This is a genomic window from Paenibacillus sp. EC2-1, from assembly GCF_049311625.1.
Classification (GTDB): Bacteria; Bacillota; Bacilli; order Paenibacillales; family Paenibacillaceae; genus Paenibacillus_AQ.
In genome coordinates this window covers 4,286,311-4,304,029 of record NZ_CP186006.1, presented here as the reverse complement: position 1 = coordinate 4,304,029, position 17,719 = coordinate 4,286,311, and the positions used below count along the sequence as shown (strand labels likewise).

The window sequence follows — 17,719 nt, the reverse complement described above, 5'->3', positions numbered from 1 at the left end:
TCAAAAAAGTGTTGACTATCGCGTGATGGCATGGTACAATGTTTTGGTGTTGAACTGAATACTGATTGCAAGCAGAAGCACCGCTTCTCACCTGACCGACAAGATGTTGGCTGGTTTGATCACGAAATCTATGAATGAATAAACTTCATTTTTTGAGATGTGTATCAAATAGGGATGCCGGTGATTGAATCGGTATCCCTTTATTTTTGTCATATGACAATAGAATTAATATATTTGGAGGTGGAGTACTATCAGTAAGGAACATATGATCAATGACGAAATTCGGGCGAAGGAAGTACGTTTGGTTGGTGCAGAGGGCGAACAGATTGGTATTAAATCGACTCGCGAAGCGCTTCAAATGGCAATTGATCTTAATCTTGACCTGGTGAACGTGGCTCCTCAGGCTAAACCGCCTGTATGCCGCATCATGGACTACGGAAAATTCCGCTATGAGCAGCAGAAGAAAGAGAAAGAAGCCCGTAAGAACCAGAAAATCGTTGATATCAAGGAAGTATGGTTCCGAGCTAACATTGAGGAGCACGATTACCAAACGAAGTTCCGCAATGTCGTGAAGTTTTTGAACGAAGGCGACAAGGTGAAATGCTCCGTGCGTTTCCGCGGTCGTGAAATCACTCATGCCAACATTGGCCAGAAGATTTTGGAGCGCGTTAAAACTGAAGTTGCTGATCTGTGCGTGGTGGAGCGCCAGCCTAAGCTGGAAGGCCGCAGCATGATTATGATCTTGGCTCCTAAAGCCTAAGAGACATTATGAGGAGGAAGTTGTTACTATGCCTAAAATGAAAACACACAGCAGCCTGAAAGGCCGCTTTAAAATTACCGGTACTGGTAAAGTGAAACGTTACAAAGCTTACAAAAACCATTTGCTTTCCCACAAATCCAAGCGTGCGAAGCGTGTCCTCGGGACTAGCCCTGTAATGGCACCTGGAGATGTTAAACGTTTGAAACAAGGCTTGGCTAACTTGAAATAGTAAACAACAATTATTGGGAGGTCTTTTAATATGGCACGAGTTAAAGGCGGATTCGTTGTTCGTCGTAGACATAAAAAAGTATTGAAACTTGCTAAAGGTTATTTCGGTTCTAAACACCGTATTTTTAAAACTGCTAACGAGCAGGTAATGAAATCCTTGGTATACGCATACCGTGACCGTCGTCAGACAAAACGTAATTTCCGCAGATTGTGGATCGTACGTATCAATGCTGCTGCACGCGTAAATGGTTTGTCTTATAGCAAAATGATGCATGGCCTGAAATTGGCTGGTGTAGATATCAACCGCAAAATGCTGGCTGATCTTGCTGTAAATGACCTGACTGCGTTCAACTCTTTGGCTACTGTAGCAAAAGAAAAAATTAACGCGTAAGATATAAACATAAAGAAGAACCGTCGATTTCTCGACGGTTCTTTTTTTGTTTTCCGCCTTTTTTATACTTGGCACAGGGCGATAAAACAAGCGTGACATTCTTCTTAGGAATAGACTGAACTGTATATGAAGGAGGGATCTTATGCATAAGCCTGTCAGTAAAGCTGAGGTTAAACAATACGTGGGTAAAGAAATTATTGCTTATAAAAAAGACGGGGGCTTTGTGACCGGTAAGCTCGTTCGAATTTCTGGAGACCGTCTTGTGCTTGTATCTGAAAAAGGAAAAAAGGTTAAGACAAAGGCGATTTTACCACTTGTTCTGTTTGATTTGCTGGCTATAGGAACCGCACCGTTTGCATTTGGAGGATATGGACCTGGTTATGGTGGTTACCCGGGTCCAGGACCAGGGTATGGCCCTGGATTTGGTGGTGGCTATGGTTTTGGAGGATACCCAGGTGGTGGGTTTTTCTGGTGATTGGGTCACCAGATTTTCTCCATTTCGTAGCAATGACTGGTTGTTATCATACGTATAATCTTGTATCCCAGCTTTTGATAAAAGGAGAGTCCTTTGTCATTGCCCACATCGACCATTACCTTGGCTCTTTTGCATCCTCGAGATAGAGCAAAGTTCTCTGCTTGCTCCATTAAGGAGATGCCTAGACGCTTCCGCTGAGCGGATGGTGCAACTGCTAGCATGTCGATATATAACAGCTCACCGTGAAGCATGAAATGGACAAAAGCTGAGGCTTTTTCCTCCCGATTTTTTGTTGCAACAAAAGTGACACCTCGGCGGAGTCTGGTCGGTATTTCTTTGCGGATCAGGTCTAATTCCTTTGGATTAAGATGGGATAGGGGAACGAGTTGCGATTCAATTAATTGTAAAATAATAGGGTCATCTAGCTGGGGATTTCGGTAGCGAATCATAAAATTTAAACCTCCCTTCACCGCCGTTAAACAATTCTCGAATTATCATATGTGGTAAGGGTTGGGAGCGTGTTAGCATGATTCAAACTAGGGGTTATGAATAGGGAAAGCGTGAAGAGTTGGCACATAAAGTAAAATAAATGTGTTGACTTCTCGAATAAATGAATCTTATAATGTTCCTAAACATTTTAACGAATAATTCAATCGGCTATGAAGAGGACGAAGTTTAAAGGGCTCTTTTGCTCAGAGAGTGGATGGATCAGCTGCAACCACCACCAAAACCCCTTTTATACGAGCTCACCTCGGAGCTGTTTCCCTGAAAAACGCGTGTCTGATACTTCAACGCATTAACATGACAGTGTCTATTAGGGGAAATCGTCTGGTTCTCGTTACGAACCGCAGATATTGAAGCAATGGTGTGTTAACTGCCGCTTCATACCTGCTGAGGCTTTGCATTGCGAGATGTGAAGCAAACATGGGTGGTACCACGGAAGCTAAACCTTTCGTCCCTCACACGGAGAAGTCCGGTGTGGAGGGCGGAAGGTTTTTTTGTTATTCATGCTTTGGGAAAGACCCAATATTTGAGAGGAGGATGACTGATGAGCGCGCAAACTCCAGAAGTGCGGTCTACAGAACAACTACGTGAGAAATGGATGAAGCCCGAAGTGATTACCGGATCGGAAATCTTGCTTCGGAGCCTTCTTTTGGAAGGTGTCGAATGTGTCTTTGGATATCCTGGGGGAGCCGTACTATACATCTACGATGCCATGTATGGATTTGAGGATTTCAAGCATGTCTTGACTCGTCATGAACAAGGAGCAATTCATGCGGCTGATGGTTATGCCCGTGCAAGTGGTCAAGTCGGCGTCTGCATCGCAACATCAGGGCCGGGGGCAACGAACCTCGTAACTGGGATTGCAACAGCTTATATGGATTCGGTTCCTATGGTTGTTATCACGGGTAACGTGGCAACAACACTGATCGGAACGGATGCTTTCCAAGAAGCAGACATTACTGGTATTACGATGCCGATCACGAAACACAGCTATTTGGTTCGAGATGTTGAGGACTTGCCGCGAGTCATCCATGAAGCCTTTCACATCGCGAATACAGGGCGAAAAGGACCTGTACTGATCGACATTCCGAAAGATGTATCTGCAGCTAAAGCGCTATTTAACCCAGGTGAACATATTAACCTAAGAGGTTACAATCCGCGTACCGTACCGAATCGCTTGCAGCTTGAGAAATTATGCCGAGCGATTGAAGATGCAGAGCGGCCAATGATTCTTGCAGGTGGGGGAGTAATCTACTCCGGAGCACATGAAGAACTGTACGAATTCGTAAAGCGGACAGAAATTCCGATTACGACAACGCTGCTTGGTCTTGGTGCTTTCCCTAGTGGACACGAGCTATGGACGGGAATGCCGGGGATGCATGGAACGTATACATCCAACCAAGCGATTCAGAACTGTGACTTGTTGATTAACATTGGAGCACGATTTGATGACCGGGTAACGGGTAAGCTTGATGGATTCGCTCCTCATGCAAAAATCGTCCATATCGATATCGATCCTGCCGAAATCGGCAAAAACGTGCCAACCGACATTCCAATTGTCGGGGATGTTAAAACCGTACTTGAGATGCTTAATCCAGATGCACCTACTGCGGCAAAGGCAGATGCTTGGAGAGAGCAGATCAGGAAGTGGAAGGCAGAGTACCCGTATAAATATACGGATTCCGATACGGTTTTGAAACCGCAGTGGGTTATCGAAATGCTGAATGAAACGACGAAAGGTGAAGCGATTGTAACTACAGATGTTGGTCAGCATCAGATGTGGTCAGCTCAATATTACAAGTTCAATCAACCGCGTTCGTGGATCACATCCGGAGGCCTTGGAACAATGGGCTTTGGATTCCCTTCAGCGATTGGTGCTCAAATGGCTCACCCTGATCGGTTAGTTATCTCGATTAATGGTGATGGTGGAATGCAGATGTGCTCGCAAGAACTTGCGATCTGTGCTATCAACAACATTCCTGTAAAGATTGTTGTCATTAACAATCAGGTGCTTGGAATGGTTCGTCAGTGGCAGGAACTGATCTATGACAATCGTTACAGTCACATCGATCTTTCGGGAAGCCCAGATTTTGTGAAGCTTGCAGAAGCTTACGGAGTGAAAGGCTTGAGAGCTACAACGAAAGAAGAAGCACGTGCCGCTTGGGCAGAAGCCATGGAAACTCCTGGACCTGTACTAATCGATTTCGTAGTAGAAAAAGGCGAAAATGTATATCCGATGGTAACCCAAGGCTCAACAATTGATCAAATGCTGATGGGGGATGCGTAAGATGATGAGTTTAAAACATACCATTGCCGTACTCGTAAACGATCAGCCTGGCGTCCTGCAACGGGTTGCTGGATTGTTCGGCCGCAGAGGCTTTAACATTGAGAGCATCACGGTGGGCCAATCGGAAGAAGTGGGTCTGTCACGTATGGTTATTGTTACTACGGGAGATGACACAACGCTCGAACAAATCGAGAAGCAGCTTTACAAGCTGATCGATGTTATCAAAGTTATTAACCTGAGTTCGAAGCCAATGGTTGCAAGAGAGCTAGCTTTGATTAAGGTGAAGGCAGAGCCAGCAGCAAGACCGGAAATACTTGGTGTAGTAGATACATTCCGTGCTTCTGTTGTCGATATCGGAGCCGTGAACATGATGATTCAAGTGGTTGGTGACACCGGGAAGATTGATGCGATGATCGAACTGCTTAAGCCATATGGAATTAAGGAATTAACTCGTACAGGTACGACCGCAATGATTCGCGGTAACGCTTAATAGCTGGATATTTTTATAACGATTAGATGAGATACACACCCGGACACGTGAGGAGCGGGTGTTTCAGGAGATCGGGAAGAACAACCGGGTCTATTGAAATACCCGCTCATTCATGAAGGGTTTCAAATTAAAGGAGGACTTTTAAAATGCCAGTAACTACTTACTATGAACAAGATGCAGAATTCAACGTACTGAAGGACAAAACAATTGCCGTAATCGGCTACGGAAGCCAAGGTCATGCTCAAGCGCAAAACTTGCGTGATAGCGGACTTAATGTGGTTATCGGTCTTCGTGAAGGTAAATCCTTCGACAAAGCAAAAAATGATGGTTTTGAAGTGTTGCCAGTTGCTGAAGCTGTAAGTCGTGCGGATGTTGTTCAAATCTTGATGCCTGACGAAACACAAGCGGCTGTTTATAAAAATGACATCGAACCAAACCTGAAAAAAGGTGCAGCTCTGATGTTCTCCCACGGCTTTAACGTACATTTCGGACAGATCGTTGCTCCTAAAGAAAACGATGTCCTGCTCGTAGCTCCTAAATCTCCAGGTCACATGGTTCGTCGTACTTATGTTGAAGGCTTTGGCGTTCCGGGCCTTATCGCAGTTGAAAAAGATGCAACGGGTCAAGCGAAGCAAATCGGTCTTGCTTATGCAAAAGGTATCGGTTGTACACGTGCAGGCGTTATCGAAACTTCGTTCCGTGAAGAAACAGAAACTGATTTGTTCGGTGAGCAAGCTGTACTATGCGGTGGTGTATCTGAGCTGATCAAAGCTGGATTCGAAACATTGACTGAAGCTGGATATGCTCCAGAAATGGCATACTTCGAGTGTCTGCACGAATTGAAACTGATCGTTGATATGATCTATGAAGGTGGACTTGCTTCCATGCGTGATTCCATCAGTAACACTGCAGAGTACGGTGACTATGTAACTGGACCTCGCATTGTAACAGCTGAAACGAAAAAAGCAATGAAAGAAGTATTGTCTGACATTCAACAAGGTAAATTCGCTCGCGACTTTATCTTGGAGAACCAATCAGGTCGTGCATTCTTAACAGCAACTCGCCGTAACGAATCTGAGCATCCAGTAGAAGTTGTTGGTGCTCAACTGCGCGAAATGATGCATTGGATCAAGAAGTAATAGCGTATACTGTATTACTAATTTATTAACTGCCGGCGGTATGGGACGTTCTATTGTTCCAGCCGCCGGAAGTTTATCTAGAGCAATAAACTTCAAGGAGGTGTCAGCATGCGTAAAATTTATGTTTTTGATACGACGTTGCGGGACGGAGAGCAGTCACCCGGCGTGAACTTAAACACCCGTGAAAAAGTGGAGATTGCCCATCAGCTTGAGAAGCTGGGAATTGACCGCATGGAAGCTGGGTTTCCGGCAGCATCGCCAGGAGATTTGGCAGCTGTGAACGCTGTGGCGCGAGCAGTGAAAGACGTGACAGTCATTGGCCTGTCCCGTTCGCGTGAGCAGGACATCGATGCCGTCCGCGAAGCGCTTATAGGTGCACAGGATCCATGTATCCATGTATTCCTAGCTACTTCACCGATTCACCGCAAGTTTAAACTTCGGATGGAGAAAGAACAGGTGATGGAAACTGCGCAAGCTGCGATCCGTTACGCTAAGAAATATTTCTCCAAAATTGAATTTTCACTTGAGGATGCAGGACGTACAGAGCGTGATTTTATGGCCGAGATGGTGGGGATGGCTGTACGTGAAGGAGTCAAAGTTGTCAATATTCCAGATACAGTCGGTTATTTATACCCATCCGAATACGGCGCAATTTTCAAGTATTTGAAAGACACAGTTCCTGATATTGAGAAAGTCCAGCTAAGTGCACACTGTCATAATGACTTGGGTATGGCGACAGCGAATACACTTGCGGCTATTATGAACGGAGCAGATCAGATCGAAGGTACGGTGAATGGAATTGGGGAGCGTGCTGGTAACACCGCAATAGAAGAAATTGCAATGGCTCTTGAGACACGCCAAGAGTTCTTCCAAGCCAAGACAGGTCTGCAACTGACAGAGATAGCCCGTACCAGCCGTCTTGTCAGTAAGCTTACGGGTATGGTTGTTCCTGGTAACAAAGCGATTGTAGGCGCTAATGCTTTCGCACATGAATCCGGGATTCATCAGGATGGTATGCTGAAAGAGAAAACAACCTATGAGATCATGACGCCTGAATCGATTGGCCTCAAGGAAAGTAAGCTCGTGCTCGGCAAGCATTCCGGACGCCATGCATTCCGTGAGAAGCTGCTGGATCTGGGGTATGAGCTGAGTGAAGAACAAGTAAATGAGGCATTTGCCAAGTTTAAAGTATTAGCTGATAAGAAAAAAGAAGTCTCAGATGATGACTTACTAGCCTTGCTGGAAGAGAAATTGACAGATACACCGGAAGTGTTCAAGCTCGAAACGATGCTTGTTACTTATGGTAATGCTTCGACTCCTAAAGCACGGGTTACGATCGAGACAGAGAATGGAATCGTCGAAGAAGAAGCTGAAGGTAATGGATCTGTTGATGCGATTTACAATGCCATCGATAAGGTAACTGCCGAAGAGGTCACTCTATCCGATTACTCCATTAAGTCTGTATCTCGCGGTAAGGATGCTCTAGGTGAAGTGCATGTGGTGTTGTCACAAAATGATGTGGCGGCAACTGGGCGTGGACTTAGCACAGACATACTGGAAGCAAGTGCTCGCGCTTATGTAGATGCAGTTAACCAACTGCTTGAGAAACGTAAGACATTTGGTCGGCGTGATCGCGTCACGCTATAACATGCTTTATAAATTATCTAGTTATTCATAGGTGAATGATAAACAGGCTCCCGAAATTTGATTCGGAGGCCTGTTTTTTATGTTCATTTTTTAGTGTTAGCCGACATGATTCACCATTTGTATGTAACTTTTTTAAGACAGTTAACGTTATTACCAGTAAGTGTGAATCAAGGAGGGGGGCGTGTGAAGATCCTCAAGCGAATTGTTACAGCGGCCTTAGTCACAGTCACATTATTGGCGATGTTAGGATGTACAAGGAATGAACCTGCTCAGAAAGTAGATATAGTTTCTCATGAAATTGAATCCACTAGGAACATAGAAGGACTGGAATTGACTCCAGCTAACAAAGAGTTAATTCGTGAAGTATTTACTGAGATTGAAAGCATGGAACAGCGGGTCGACGAGCTTGGGCTTGATCTTTGGCTTGTTAAAAGTCCAGAAGTAAATATCATGTTGAAAGATTTTATTTTCCGGAAGAAGAATAAGGAGCTCATTCTTAAATTAAATGATAGTGATCAGGCAGTTTTGGACACAGAGATCGTGCAGGACATGATTAAAGAACAACTAACGGTTAACTATGCTAAGTCTTCAGGTATTGTCGTCACTTCAGAGGAATTGGCGAATCTGGTAAGCCAGCAACGAGCATTTTTGTATGATGATAATCTCGAGGCGGAGAGTCGGGAACTTGTTCAAGAGATTATGCAACATCGTATCGCCCTTACAGGTTTAACAGATGAGCTGTTCTGGCAGAGTGATGAAGTCATGAAGGGATACAGCAACAGCCTATATATCAGCAAGCTTATGCAGGAGCTACTTGCTGATGAATCGCAAAAAGGAATGGATAGGTTTAAACAGTTACAGGAGAAGTTACTTAAAGTGTTTCTGGAGAAATACGAAGTGAATATGTCTGTGTTAAAGCAGATTTGATTCAAGACAAAAATGCCTTATAGGAAAAACTTATTAAGTTCATAGATTCTATATCTTGGTCAAACCATCAAGGTATATGTTACAACAGTAACTAGGATAAAACGGACGAATCATATGTACATACCTATAAGGAGTGACTAACCATGACAGAAACGAAAAAGATTGCTGTTATCGCGGGAGACGGAATTGGTCCAGAAGTTGTAGCAGAAGCGGAAAAAATTATTAAACGTACGGAAGATGTATTCGGACTTTCATTTACAACGGAGCATGCTTTGTTCGGGGGAATCGCGATTGATCAGAAAGGTACTCCACTACCTGAAGAGACATTAAACGTATGTAAAAATGCAGATGCTGTGCTGCTCGGCGCAGTTGGCGGTCCTAAGTGGGATAACAATTCGAAGGAACTTCGACCAGAAACAGGGTTGCTCGGCATTCGTAAGGAACTTGGGTTGTTCTCGAACCTTCGACCAGCAGTGATCTTTGATTGCTTGAAAGATGCTTCAACACTGAAACCAGAAGTGCTTGAAGGCACAGATCTTATGGTGGTACGGGAGTTAACAGGTGGCATTTACTTCGGTGAAAAGTTTAGACGCGAAGGAGCAAACGGAGAAGAAGCTGTTGATACTTGCGTGTACAACACTACAGAAGTGGAACGCATTGTCCGTCAAGCATTTGAGATTGCACAGAAACGTCGTAAGAAACTCGCTTCTGTAGATAAAGCAAATGTGCTTGAAACATCGCGTTTATGGCGTGAAACGGTAATCCGGGTTGCACCAGAATATCCAGATGTTGAACTTGAGCACGTACTTGTAGATAACTGTGCAATGCAATTGCTTCGTCGTCCAGCAAGCTTTGATGTCATCGTAACCGAGAATATGTTCGGTGATATTTTGAGTGATGAGGCAGCAATGCTCACAGGTTCCATCGGTATGTTGGCATCTGCATCGATGGGTGAAGGAGATTACGGGTTGTATGAACCCGTTCACGGATCGGCTCCGGACATTGCAGGTCAAGGATTAGCGAATCCAATCGCTACGATCCTGTCCGTTGCGCTGATGTATCGACTAACATTTGGATATGCAGAAGCGGCAGATGCTATAGAGCGTGCTGTAGCTGAGGTACTGGATGCAGGGCATCGTACGGCTGATATTGCAGTAGATAAGAGCTCTGCATTAAGCACTACGCAAATGGGCGATCTGATTGCTGAAGCCATCCGCAAATAATAAAAGTAAGCAGTGATAATGTGTAGCCCTCCTTCATGGACTTCAATATTCTAGCATGTACACCGAATATGAAGCTGCAATGTAGGACAGAACTAGTTATGTTCTTACATATAACGAAGGAGGGAGTCAATTATGGCAGAACGTTTGGTTGGTAAAGCGGCACCGGATTTTATTATGGAAATGGTGTCCGGAGACGGTAAAGACTTTGGTAAAGTGAACTTGTCTGATTATCGTGGTAAGTGGCTTGTATTCTTCTTCTATCCGCTTGATTTCACCTTTGTATGTCCTACAGAGATTACTGCGTTAAGCCAAGCCTATGATCAATTCCAAGCACTTGATGCAGAAGTACTCGGTGTAAGTGTTGATTCTGTGCACAGTCATAAAGCTTGGATTAACACTCCTAAGACTGCTAATGGACTTGGGACACTGCAATTTCCACTGGCTTCAGATATCACAAAGAGTGTTTCAAGAGAGTATGGTGTTCTGATTGAAGAAGAGGGGATCGCGTTGCGTGGGCTATTCATTATTGATCCAGAAGGCGATCTGAAATATCAGGTTGTTAACCATAATGATATTGGGCGTAGTGTTGAAGAAACACTTCGTGTTCTGCAAGCACTGCAATCTGGTGGACTATGCGCCATGAATTGGAAACCAGGTGACAGCAACCTGTAGTTTTGTATCTGTGAAATGATATAATATTTGAAATGAACCCTCATTGTCTGTTATTTTACAGACAGTGGGGTTTTTTTGAAAAAAATGTTTTACAGACGTTTAATTCTGCCAAAATGGTTGATATATAACATATATCACATATGTGTAGGCCTTTTTACTTGAGGGCAGGACAATTGAACCAATTTTTTACAAAGCATTAAATATTGAAGGAATTACAAGCAATGAAAGCGAATACAATGTTCTAACAATATTCAAAAACAGGGGAGGGTGAACGATATGAGTTTTTGCTGTGGGGCTAGTATGGTGGGAACAAAAGGTACGTTGAAGCATTATCGAACTCAAGTGCATAATGTTCCCCTGTTGTTTTGTCCGGTATGCCAACGGGTTGAAGTTCATTATCGAGTTGAGAATGAATATGAAATTTTGGCTGAATACGCGCATGGAGATGGTGCGGAACACGTGGATTTTCAGGACTACGTTATGGAAGATGAGGCAACGATCTTTGAGAATGTAGTGAACCGGGAATCCGATGATGAACATGAGTTTGTCCAAAGTCAGATCGACATGTCTCTTGACTTGTTAGTTGTTGCGAAGTGGATGCAAGACGAGAAGTGGCAAGGCGAGTTAAAAAGAAGACTTGCAGTAATGAGTCAACGGCGACTTCGGCTTCAGCAAAAAGCCTAACCTACATGGTAAGCCCTCCGTCAAGAGGGCTTTTTCGTTGAGAGATTAGTTCGAACAGATCGAAAGCAGATTGGCAGCCATATCTCGTAAAGATGCCATACTAAACACACAGCCGTAGTTGCGAAGAAGTAAACGTTAAACTCGTTTTTTTGAGATATGATCATATTCGACAGTATCTCTGATTGACGTTTTCCTGCAGGCGTGACTATCATGAAGAAAACGTGTAGAGACAAGTACTGGATTTTCTGCATAAAAGAACCAGTTTGTCTGCATGAAATGTGTTTGGCGTATTCATCTTTTAGAGAAAAGGGGGAGCCATCTTGTTGAGCGAATTCCGAGGAACTGAACTGGAGGAAATTCAATCCTTTCATCCGAATCATCTTGTAAGAACAAAATACGAGAATATACTGGAAAATCTCGACAGCGGGATCATCCTTTTTGATAGCGATGGGGTTCTGGCTTTTGTAAATGTACAGATGGCCAAGCTGTTAGGAGTGCCGCGTAAATCATTAACGGGCTCAACGCTCACGCAATTATTGCGTCATCCTCAGCTCACCAGATTTAAGAAGAAGAAGATACTTCGAATTTTTCGTGAAACGGTATTTCACCGAAAAAGATTCCACGAGCTATTAGATGAATACGGAAGATCGTGGTTAATCACGATGACGTATGGTGATCAGATGGAAGGCGATTTTTTAATCAGCGTTAAAGATGTATCGGATTTTAAACAAATTGAACAGACCGCTTATCAGAATGATAAGTTAGCTATGCTCGGTAAAATTTCCGCTTCCATTGCTCATGAAATACGAAACCCACTAACATCCATACGAGGCTTCATTCAGCTATTACGGCCGCATTTAATGAGACTGGGGAAAGACGAGTATGCACGAATTATTTTAACGGAGATCGATCGGGCGAATGATATTATATATGAATTTCTGAATTCTTCTAAGCCGTCTGCACCGCAGACTACGATTCTTCCGATTGCTTCATTGTTGAAAGAGGTTGTACTACTTACGGAGAGCGAAGCACTTATGAAGGGGTGCCAGCTTATATTTCATCATACCGAGCAAAGCCCTAGCTATATATCGGTAGATGTTAAGCAGATAAAGCAGGTAATCCTCAACCTCATTAAGAATGCTCTGGATGCGATCGATGAGAAGAAAGATGATCACACGACGGGGATGATTGAGATTGGTTTGAAGCAAGATGAGAAGCACGTCAATATCATTATTTCCGATAACGGCGGCGGTATGGATCAGAATACCTTGAATCATCTGTTTAATCCTTTCTTTACAACGAAAGAAGGCGGAACAGGGCTTGGCTTGTCGGTAAGCTACCGTATTATTAAAAATCACGGGGGCTCAATTGCTGTGGAAAGCGAAGTCGGTGCTGGGACAGAGTTTGTGATAACGCTTCCAATTATAGAGAAGCCCAGTACTTAAATAAGAGAAGACGATTGGAAAAAGTCATTCCTCCGATTATGCTCAAGCGAACAATATAATAATGAAGCTTGAATTCGATAAAGTCCGCTAACAGCGGACTTTTTTCTTTACTTTTAAGCAGCCGTTCAAGTATGATGAAGAGAAAACTTGGGTGAAGGGAGTTTAGCTTGGATGAAAAGTAGTAACACGAAGATTGTAGACTGTACGATCCGTGATGGCGGATTAGTGAATAACTGGGATTTTAGCGTTGAATTTGTACAAAATTTATATGCTGGCCTTAATGAGGCAGGCGTGGACTATATGGAAATCGGTTATAAGAACTCACCAAAGCTGTTAAAGGGTGCCGATCAAGCAGGTCCATGGCGTTTTCTGAACGATGATTTCCTTCGTGAGGTCATTCCTCAAAAAGGAAAAACAAAGCTTTCAGCACTCGTAGATATTGGACGTGTCGATGAAGATGACATTTTGCCACGCGAAGAAAGTCTCCTTGACCTTATCCGTGTTGCTTGTTACATCAAGGATGTAGACAAAGCATTGGAGCTGGTTCAGACCTTCCACGATCGTGGATACGAAACTACAATCAACATTATGGCCTTGTCTAACGTGATGGAGAATGAACTTCTGGAAGCGTTTGAAATGATTAAGGACAGTGTGGTAGACGTTGTTTATATTGTAGATTCATATGGCAGCTTAGATCATAATGACTTTAAATATTTGGTTGATAAATTTAAAACCCACTTGCCTAATAAACGTCTTGGTGTACATACACATAACAACATGCAACTTGCATTCTCTAACACATTGATTGCCGCTGAGAATGGAGTGGAATTGCTAGATGCGTCTGTCTATGGAATGGGACGTGCTGCTGGTAATTGCCCAACCGAATTGCTGGTCACCCATTTAAAAGGGACCAAATACACGCTTCGCCCTGTGCTTGATATCATTGAACGTTTTATGATTCCACTGCGTGAGAAGGAAGAGTGGGGCTACCTCATCCCTTACATGATTACAGGTACGCTTGATGAACATCCTCGTTCTGCAATGGCACTAAGAGCCTCAGCGAATAAGGATAAGGGTGTCGAGTTTTATGATAAGCTGACAACACCAGAGGTTACATTTGATAAATAGTTTACCTTCAGGAATTAGAAGCACTTTTCCTATATTGGAAAGGTGCTTCTTTTCTTTGGGGATTTTCATATATTTCGAATAATTGTGTAATTAAGGGTGGTTAATAGTACATACCTTGTCGAAAATAAGAATTTTTATTGACAATTTGTCGAAAATAGTCGCATATTTTATCCATTACATGGTAATAAAGCAGGAGAATCGCGTAAGACGTGGAATCCATTATTTTAGAATTGCATTTTGTTATCTATAGTCATAACGGGGGTTCAACTAAACATGCGTTTTAATACAGAAGAGAGAAAAACCGTGGGAAGCAGTATAGCTGTTATTGTTGTAGTCCTCCTGATTATTTTTTATCAAGCCTCGAATGAAACGCTTCAAGATTGGAACGGATTGGAATCCCTCTACTTAGTAGTTGGTGTTATAAACGTGGCCTTAGGCTTTGCAGTTTTTATCCAAGCTTGGACTTATAACTCTAATCCGATGTCGCGCCACCGACTTTATACAGGGTTGATGTTCCTAAGTGCACTGATCCCTGACCTTATCCATACCTTAGGTATAATTGGTTTTCCGTTGTTTCAGTGGAAAATATCTGAGAATAATGCTTTGTGGATGCTTCTATTATCAAAATTAGTAATTTCGTTAGGCGTTATGTTTATATTTAGTTTCAGAGATCAGCCTATTAAGACTTCACATAAGCCTGCTGTGCTTATAATGGGTACGTTAGCGATTGTGACAGTAATAACAGGGCTATTCGCCTTGCAGTCCCATTTACCGCTGCTTATGAATGAACAAGGAATGACCATGTTAAAGATCATGTTAGATACATGCATCCTTGTTATCTTTTTGATTGCATTGGGTGTATTTGCATTTCATAGACGATATAAACAGGTAACCTCGTATTCTTTCCTCGTCCGGGGGACATGCTTCTTTATCTTGGGTCAGATATTATTTATGAAATCCTTCCTTACTTCTGATTTAAATCATCTATTAGGGCTTATCTGTGGAAGTGTGGGGAGTTACTTAATTCTTCGTGGTTGCTGTCAACAAAAGTTCCATAGTCCGTTTGAGGAGGAGCAGATGCTGACTGAGGCTCAGATCAGCTACCTTGCCTATCACGATGATCTTACAGGTCTTCCTAATCTACGGAGACTGATAAATCGACTGGATACCCTATTAAATAGTGGCTCTAAGGAAGATGAGGTAACCATAGTCATCTTAAATTTCAATCGTTTCAAGACAATTAATGATTCTTTGGGGCGTGATGCAGGGGATCGTATTCTACAGTTGGCATCAGAACGTATAACAGGCGAAGTGAAGAATGGAGAAGAAGTTTACAGCTTGGGAGGTGATGAGTTCGCTGTTCTCCTATTTAATGAAGGGTCTGCCGAACACATCGTTTCTCGGATTGTCAGCTTTATTGATTTATTTAAAGAGCCAGTACAGCTCTGTTCAGGTGATTATCACCTATCACTCTCTGCGGGCTACGCTATCTATCCTGAAGACGGTACTGAAGCGGATCAACTCGTTCAGAATGCTGACACGGCCGTACATGGCATTAAGGGACAGCAGGTTAATATACAGCGGTATACGCCTTCCATGCAATTAAAGGCTCAGGAGAGGCTCGTTATGGAGACTGAATTACGGCGTGGACTCGAGCGAGAAGAATTTTTCCTAGAGTATCAACCGTTAGTTTGGTTGGAAACCAACCAAGTGGTTGGGATGGAAGCGTTAGTAAGATGGAATCACCCTGAGAGAGGAATTGTATATCCTGGCGAGTTCATTAGCATTGCAGAGGACATCGGGCTTATCGTTCCTTTAGGGGAATGGGTATTAAGACAAGCATGTCAGCAAAATAAGCAGTGGCAAGAGGCAGGCTACAAGCCGATTTGTGTATCAATCAATCTTTCTATAGGACAATTTATACAACCTAACTTACCAGAGCAGATTGGAACCATCTTGGATGAGATTCAACTTGATCCTAAATATGTAGAACTCGAAATCACGGAATCAATGACACTCGATAAAGATACAGCACTGGATCAAATGCACAGGCTGAAAAAATTAGGGGTCCGAATTAGTATTGATGACTTTGGTACGGGATACAGCTCCCTACATTATCTGAAGAACCTTCCGATCGATCGTTTAAAGATAGATAAAACTTTTGTTAATGAAATATTAGATGATAACAATAACGCGGCTATTGTATCAACCATTGCAACCATGGCCCATCATCTAAAGCTGAAAGTTACAGCAGAAGGGGTAGAAACGGCGGATCAACTGAGCTTCCTTCGAATTCAACAATGTCACGAAGGCCAAGGATATTATTTTAGTCGTCCGATTGGTGCATGGGATTTTGAAAGAGCATTTTTAATTTCTTGAAGACATAGGGGAGGGAAACTCCCCCTGTTTTTTTGATTGTATTAAAATACCAGTTGCAAATGTTTTAATCGCATGGTATATTAATTCTTGTCTTCAGGACAGCGTAAATGTTAACGGGATGTAGCTCAGCTTGGTAGAGCACCTGGTTTGGGACCAGGGGGTCGCATGTTCAAATCGTGTCATCCCGATTGTTATTTATGCGGGTGTAGTTCAATGGTAGAACTTCAGCCTTCCAAGCTGATAGCGTGGGTTCGATTCCCATCACCCGCTCCATTCTTAAACTACCAAGTCTCCAGATGCTAAGCATAGCATTGGAGGCTTTTTTTTGTTATACCAGAACGACGGAAGGGGAATATCGAACACTCGATATTCCCCTTCCGTCGTTCTTAAATATTACGGGTGAAATCTCATGTTCATGCTTTTGCGCTTATAGGCGCTTTTTTTGCTTTCGTGCATTTCGTTCGATGTTGTTTCCCATAGGCTTTGCCGTATGCCACAATGGTTCGAATGATTTGGGGATTGGGCAATAGGGAGAATGGCGCTGCATCAGGAGAGGTGTTTACTTCCAAGATCCATGGCGTAAGCTTCTGGTCCAGAGCTATATCTAAACCGAGCTCGTTCAGTCGAGGATCTGTCTGGCTTAACTTGAGCGCTGTGATATGTGCAAGTTTATTCATCGTTCGCAGCACAGCTGCAGTCTTTTTTTTGTCAGCAAAAGAAGCTAGCAATATGGAAGGATCGTAGATCGTGCCTCCTTGGCTCCCATTGGTGACCGCTTTTCCTGGATGAGCAAGACGTGCGAGTGTGCCAGTGCATTCCCACATGCGCTTCGGATTACGCTGGATCATAACTCTAAAATCGAACGGACGCCCTTTATATTTGAGCAGATGGATCCCCTTTTGCACAAGGTATGGTTTATTACCAAAATGTTTAGAGATGGAAGAATACATGGAATCAAAAGTTGTGAAAGTGTGTACATCAAAACCATGCTGATAACGATAACCTTGTTTTATTTTATCAACGCGGATAACACCTTTTCCTTGAGCACCTGAATCGGGCTTCACATAGACCATACTATACTCATGAAGCATGCTGGATAGCATAGACCGGTTCAAATGTTTTGTGAGTGGGATGTGTTTCGCAAGTTCCGGACTGATTAGTAAAAGCTTAGTTTTGAGCATTTTACTTACTAAATTTCTTTTAGTCATATCGATCTCCTTTCTTTTGTAATAGGCGTGTGAGTAGCTTAACAGTCCATTATACGGTCGGAACCATGGGGTTGTATGGTTCGCAGCCTACGCATGAATGATTAATGCTTATATTTTTTATTACTGGATATC

At 43.1% G+C, this 17,719-nt stretch carries 17 protein-coding genes and 2 tRNA genes; 17 read left to right on the top strand and 2 right to left on the bottom strand.

The window, feature by feature from the left end:
* Positions 1-265: 265 nt before the first annotated feature.
* From infC to ACK8P5_RS20025, 4 genes are all read left to right on the top strand, one after another.
* Entirely contained in the window at positions 266-760 is a 495-nt protein-coding gene (gene infC / locus ACK8P5_RS20040; protein ID WP_422658011.1) for a translation initiation factor IF-3, read from the top strand.
* 28 nt (positions 761-788) lie between these two features.
* A complete protein-coding gene (rpmI, locus tag ACK8P5_RS20035) occupies positions 789-989 on the top strand; it encodes a 50S ribosomal protein L35 (protein WP_046678638.1) in 201 nt (66 codons plus the stop codon).
* Between the two features lie 30 nt (positions 990-1,019).
* Entirely contained in the window at positions 1,020-1,379 is a 360-nt protein-coding gene (rplT, locus tag ACK8P5_RS20030; protein ID WP_422658010.1) for a 50S ribosomal protein L20, read from the top strand.
* A 142-nt stretch (positions 1,380-1,521) separates the two neighbouring features.
* On the top strand, positions 1,522-1,854 hold the full coding sequence (locus ACK8P5_RS20025; protein WP_422658009.1) for a hypothetical protein: 333 nt from the start codon (positions 1,522-1,524) through the stop codon (positions 1,852-1,854).
* A 5-nt stretch (positions 1,855-1,859) separates the two neighbouring features.
* Here ACK8P5_RS20025 and ACK8P5_RS20020 read toward each other — a convergent pair whose 3' ends face one another.
* Positions 1,860-2,303, bottom strand: a complete 444-nt coding sequence (locus ACK8P5_RS20020; protein ID WP_422658008.1) for a GNAT family N-acetyltransferase — start codon at positions 2,301-2,303, stop codon at positions 1,860-1,862.
* 599 nt (positions 2,304-2,902) lie between these two features.
* On the opposite strand from ACK8P5_RS20020, the gene ilvB reads away from it, so the two are divergent.
* From ilvB to ACK8P5_RS19955, 13 genes are all read left to right on the top strand, one after another.
* Positions 2,903-4,645 (top strand): biosynthetic-type acetolactate synthase large subunit, encoded by a 1,743-nt coding sequence (ilvB, locus tag ACK8P5_RS20015; protein WP_422658007.1) that lies wholly within the window; start codon positions 2,903-2,905, stop codon positions 4,643-4,645.
* A 4-nt stretch (positions 4,646-4,649) separates the two neighbouring features.
* A complete protein-coding gene (ilvN, locus tag ACK8P5_RS20010) occupies positions 4,650-5,135 on the top strand; it encodes an acetolactate synthase small subunit (protein ID WP_422661527.1) in 486 nt (161 codons plus the stop codon).
* A gap of 146 nt (positions 5,136-5,281) precedes the next feature.
* On the top strand, positions 5,282-6,274 hold the full coding sequence (ilvC, locus tag ACK8P5_RS20005) for a ketol-acid reductoisomerase (protein WP_422658006.1): 993 nt from the start codon (positions 5,282-5,284) through the stop codon (positions 6,272-6,274).
* 108 nt (positions 6,275-6,382) lie between these two features.
* Positions 6,383-7,921, top strand: coding sequence for a 2-isopropylmalate synthase (locus ACK8P5_RS20000; RefSeq protein ID WP_422658005.1), 1,539 nt, complete (start codon positions 6,383-6,385; stop codon positions 7,919-7,921).
* A gap of 183 nt (positions 7,922-8,104) precedes the next feature.
* Positions 8,105-8,848: a hypothetical protein gene (locus ACK8P5_RS19995; protein WP_422658004.1), complete on the top strand. Its 744-nt coding sequence runs from the start codon at positions 8,105-8,107 to the stop codon at positions 8,846-8,848.
* A gap of 143 nt (positions 8,849-8,991) precedes the next feature.
* Entirely contained in the window at positions 8,992-10,071 is a 1,080-nt protein-coding gene (gene leuB / locus ACK8P5_RS19990; protein ID WP_422658003.1) for a 3-isopropylmalate dehydrogenase, read from the top strand.
* A gap of 132 nt (positions 10,072-10,203) precedes the next feature.
* The gene (locus tag ACK8P5_RS19985; RefSeq protein WP_422658002.1) at positions 10,204-10,743 is read left to right on the top strand and encodes a peroxiredoxin; all 540 of its coding nucleotides are present in this window, start codon (positions 10,204-10,206) and stop codon (positions 10,741-10,743) included.
* A 276-nt stretch (positions 10,744-11,019) separates the two neighbouring features.
* On the top strand, positions 11,020-11,427 hold the full coding sequence (locus tag ACK8P5_RS19980; RefSeq protein ID WP_422658001.1) for a hypothetical protein: 408 nt from the start codon (positions 11,020-11,022) through the stop codon (positions 11,425-11,427).
* Between the two features lie 320 nt (positions 11,428-11,747).
* Entirely contained in the window at positions 11,748-12,872 is a 1,125-nt protein-coding gene (locus tag ACK8P5_RS19975; protein ID WP_422658000.1) for an ATP-binding protein, read from the top strand.
* A 171-nt stretch (positions 12,873-13,043) separates the two neighbouring features.
* A complete protein-coding gene (locus ACK8P5_RS19970; RefSeq protein WP_422657999.1) occupies positions 13,044-14,000 on the top strand; it encodes an aldolase catalytic domain-containing protein in 957 nt (318 codons plus the stop codon).
* A gap of 273 nt (positions 14,001-14,273) precedes the next feature.
* Entirely contained in the window at positions 14,274-16,379 is a 2,106-nt protein-coding gene (locus ACK8P5_RS19965; protein ID WP_422657998.1) for a bifunctional diguanylate cyclase/phosphodiesterase, read from the top strand.
* Positions 16,380-16,493: 114 nt separating this feature from the next.
* Positions 16,494-16,567: transfer RNA gene (locus tag ACK8P5_RS19960), tRNA-Pro, on the top strand.
* Between the two features lie 11 nt (positions 16,568-16,578).
* Positions 16,579-16,652, top strand: a tRNA-Gly gene (locus tag ACK8P5_RS19955).
* 140 nt (positions 16,653-16,792) lie between these two features.
* Here the strand turns inward: ACK8P5_RS19955 and ACK8P5_RS19950 are convergent.
* On the bottom strand, positions 16,793-17,587 hold the full coding sequence (locus tag ACK8P5_RS19950) for a YheC/YheD family protein (RefSeq protein ID WP_422657997.1): 795 nt from the start codon (positions 17,585-17,587) through the stop codon (positions 16,793-16,795).
* Positions 17,588-17,719: the final 132 nt, after the last annotated feature.